Source organism: Microcystis sp. M53602_WE12, assembly GCF_030065455.1.
GTDB classification, from domain to species: domain Bacteria; phylum Cyanobacteriota; class Cyanobacteriia; order Cyanobacteriales; family Microcystaceae; genus Microcystis; species Microcystis aeruginosa.
This window is the reverse complement of the sequence record NZ_JASJFB010000051.1, coordinates 1-3,172: the sequence shown is the minus strand read 5'-3', so window position 1 is coordinate 3,172 and position 3,172 is coordinate 1. Positions and strand designations below refer to the sequence as shown.

The 3,172-nt window shown below is 40.9% G+C and carries 4 protein-coding genes; 1 reads left to right on the top strand and 3 read right to left on the bottom strand.

Going from position 1 to position 3,172, the window contains the following annotated elements; translation table 11 throughout:
- Window positions 1-229: 229 nt before the first annotated feature.
- From PX482_RS02270 to PX482_RS02260, 3 genes are all read right to left on the bottom strand, one after another.
- Window positions 230-985, bottom strand: a complete 756-nt coding sequence (locus PX482_RS02270; RefSeq protein ID WP_002758792.1) for an ABC transporter ATP-binding protein — start codon at window positions 983-985, stop codon at window positions 230-232.
- On the bottom strand, window positions 986-1,789 hold the full coding sequence (locus tag PX482_RS02265; RefSeq protein ID WP_002758790.1) for an ABC transporter permease: 804 nt from the start codon (window positions 1,787-1,789) through the stop codon (window positions 986-988).
- A gap of 370 nt (window positions 1,790-2,159) precedes the next feature.
- A complete protein-coding gene (locus tag PX482_RS02260; protein ID WP_288025226.1) occupies window positions 2,160-3,035 on the bottom strand; it encodes an ABC transporter ATP-binding protein in 876 nt (291 codons plus the stop codon).
- Between the two features lie 73 nt (window positions 3,036-3,108).
- On the opposite strand from PX482_RS02260, the gene PX482_RS27595 reads away from it, so the two are divergent.
- Window positions 3,109-3,172 (top strand): helix-turn-helix domain-containing protein (locus PX482_RS27595; RefSeq protein WP_353852197.1); only part of this gene is annotated, 64 nt, incomplete at its 3' end.

Here is a 3,172-nt window from a genome sequence, read left to right as displayed (position 1 = left end):
CTGCCCCCACGAAAAACTTTTTCAGCAGCCCCTAAGTAGGTGGGTATTAAAAACTTTCAGATCCCCCCCTTATTAAGGGGGGATTAAGGGGGGATCGGCACCCCCCTTATCAAGGGGGGCAGGGGGGATCGAACCTAAAATCCATTTTTAATTTAATTATAACCAGCTACTTAAGTAAAACGTAGATACATTATTACTATCTAACAATTAATTAAGATTACCTACTTAATTAAAAATTAACTTCGTTTTGATGCACGGAATCCAAATAAAACTTGATTACATCTTCCGATGCACCCTGACATTGCAACTGGCCCTTATTCAGCCAAATTGCTTGGTTACAGGACTCTTGAATTAAAGTCAAATCGTGGGAAACTACTAAAATAGTAGCGTTAGAATTCCAGAATTTTTTTAACCGTCGTTTACACTTATTTTTAAAACTTTCATCCCCGACGGAAAGGACTTCATCAAGAATAAGAATATCGGGGTGAACCTCTGTTGCGATCGCAAATCCTAAACGAGCCACCATCCCGGAAGAAAGAGATTTCACCGGCGCTCCCATATATTCTTCTAACTCAGCAAAGTCAAGGATATCTTTGGTTTTTTCCTTCATTTCCTGACGGGAAAATCCCAGCATTACCCCATAGAGAATAATATTATCTTTTACTGGTAAATCTGGATCAAAACCCGCTCCTAATTCAATTAGAGAGGCAATTTGTCCCCTGACTCTCACCTGTCCCTTTGTCGGTTCCAGAATACCACAAATAACTTTTAAGAGAGTAGATTTTCCTGCGCCATTAGCTCCAATGATACCTAATTTTGCTCCAGAATTAATGACTAAATCTATATCATCTAGAACTAATTTTTTGGCCGGTTGACGATATTTACCTTCAAGAATAGAGAAGATTGTCCTTTTTAGATCGTAGGAGAATTCTTCTTGAGTACGTCTTTCGAGAGACACTTGATCGAGTCGAATTACTTCTGTCATTTATAATAAATCCATAAATAAATGTCGCCAGAGTCGGAAGCAAGTCCAACCAATTCCTAAGATGATGATCCCACCGAGTAGAGATTGAAAAATCAAACCAAAATCCGGTAATCCGGGGGAAAGGGACAATTGGCGAATACTTTCGATTACTGGCAATAATGGGTTTAATAGGAGGAATGGTTGTACGGAGGGAGGAATAATTTCCGGGGGATAAAAAATCGGGCTGCTAATCCAAGCGACAAAACAAACAATTTCGTAAAAATAGGGTAAGTCTCTGAAGAAAACGTAGAGGGTACTGACAAAGAAACCCACTCCCGTGCAAACCAGAGAAAGACCGATCAAAGGAAAAATCAGAGCAATTACATTAATTAAACTTTGAGATTTCCAGAGAGTTACTATAGCCAAAAGGGGAAAGATACTAATAGCAAATTGAAAAATATTTGCCACTACCATAGAAACGGGAAAGATGCTAACCGGCAGACGAATTTTATTTAGAATACTGCCATTACCGACGATACTAGGTAAAGCTTGGTTAGTGGAAGCATTAAAAAAATTTATTACTACTAAACCAGTGAAAGCCGCTAGGACATAGTTAACTATAGAATTATCAAAATAAGAGGCGAAAACCGTGCCGAAAATTGCCGTGTATAGTGCAGTCATAATCAGGGGATTTAACAAGGACCAGTAAACCCCCAGAAAAGAACCCCGATAGCGTCCCTTGAGATTACGTTCCACTAAAACACTAAGCAACTCGTAATATCGCCGCGCTGTTGACCATCTAGTTTTTGCCTGGAGATCGGTCATAGGGATAATTGTCATCTTGTCAGTATTCAGTGCTTTATTCTAAACGATTACCGTCAATTTTGTCTATCGATCGAGAGGGGAATCTAGTTTTTATCCAGTTCCCGATGACTCTCCCTCTCGGGAAAAAGTTCCCTTCCTAGGCCATTTATCTGGCTCAAAAAGCTTAAAAACCGCTAAAAGCCTCTTTTTTTAGGGTTGAACTCGGTTTTTAGGGACAGCCTCAGCTAATTGACCTAGACTCTAGCAGGTTTGCCAATAAAATAGACATCAGATAAGAGCCAAGAAATGCCGATTTAAACACAGCTAATCTCAGAAAAACCGGAGTCAAAGACCGATAACTGAACAACTTCCTAACAGCCAAACCAAGAATTTAATCTAATTGATGTCCCGTCAGTTCCACAAAGATATCTTCGAGATTGGAGGGACGGCACATTACTCCAGTTTTATCGCTCAAACTGTCAAGATAGGCATTGGCATCAGCCACGGTGGGGAAGAATTTATAATCGATTTTATCGCCAACTTGTTTGATAACTAAACCCTCGCCATACTTAGTGCGAAAATCCCTTATAGTTCCTAATTCGATTAATTTGCCTGCGTCCATAATGCCAATTCTGCCCAGTTTTCCCGTGGCGTTATCCTGACAGAGAAATTCCACTTCTTCCATGTAGTGAGTGGTTAATAAAATTGTCATTCCTTGCTGGTTTAAATCGCGAATTACTTCCCACAAACGACGACGATTTTGGGGGTCTAAACCGACCGTCGGTTCATCGAGAAAGAGTATTTTTGGTTCGTGAAGAAGAGCGCGAGCAATCTGTAAACGTCGTTTCATCCCTCCGGAAAGAGTTTTGGCAAGGGCAGATTTTCGATCGCTTAAACTGACATAATCTAAATAGCGATCGATTAATTCCTGTCTCTGGGGATTGGGGATATGGTGCATCCGGCCGTGAAATTCCATATTTTCCCAGACGGTTAATTCCCCATCAACGCTAATCTGTTGTAAGACTACCCCTATATTTTTCTTCACCTGATCGCGGTATTTTTTCACATCATACCCCGCCACTGCGATTTCTCCTTGACTTGCTTCGGTTAGGGTGATAATCATGCGGATTGTCGTCGATTTTCCCGCACCGTTGGGACCGAGTAAACCAAAGATTTCCCCTTTTTCGATGGCAAAGGAAAGCTCGTTAACTACTGGGAGATTGTTATAGATTTTAGAAACGCGATCGAGAGCAATAGCGGAGGTCATCGAAAATTTGGGTCTGAAACCCCGTCGTTCTACGACGGCTTTACCGTTAAATATTAGCGCATTTACACGATATATGCTAGAATGCGAGATATGGAAAAGCTATCGCTACCGATTTTACCCAACACCAGAACAAGAGT

What these genes read in the sequence shown, in the direction of transcription:
- PX482_RS02270 (WP_002758792.1), bottom strand. Translation starts at nt 985, where the DNA reads ATGACAGAAGTAATTCGACTCGATCAAGTGTCTCTCGAAAGACGTACT.
- PX482_RS02265 (WP_002758790.1), bottom strand. Translation starts at nt 1,789, where the DNA reads ATGACCGATCTCCAGGCAAAAACTAGATGGTCAACAGCGCGGCGATAT.
- PX482_RS02260 (WP_288025226.1), bottom strand. Translation starts at nt 3,035, where the DNA reads ATGACCTCCGCTATTGCTCTCGATCGCGTTTCTAAAATCTATAACAAT.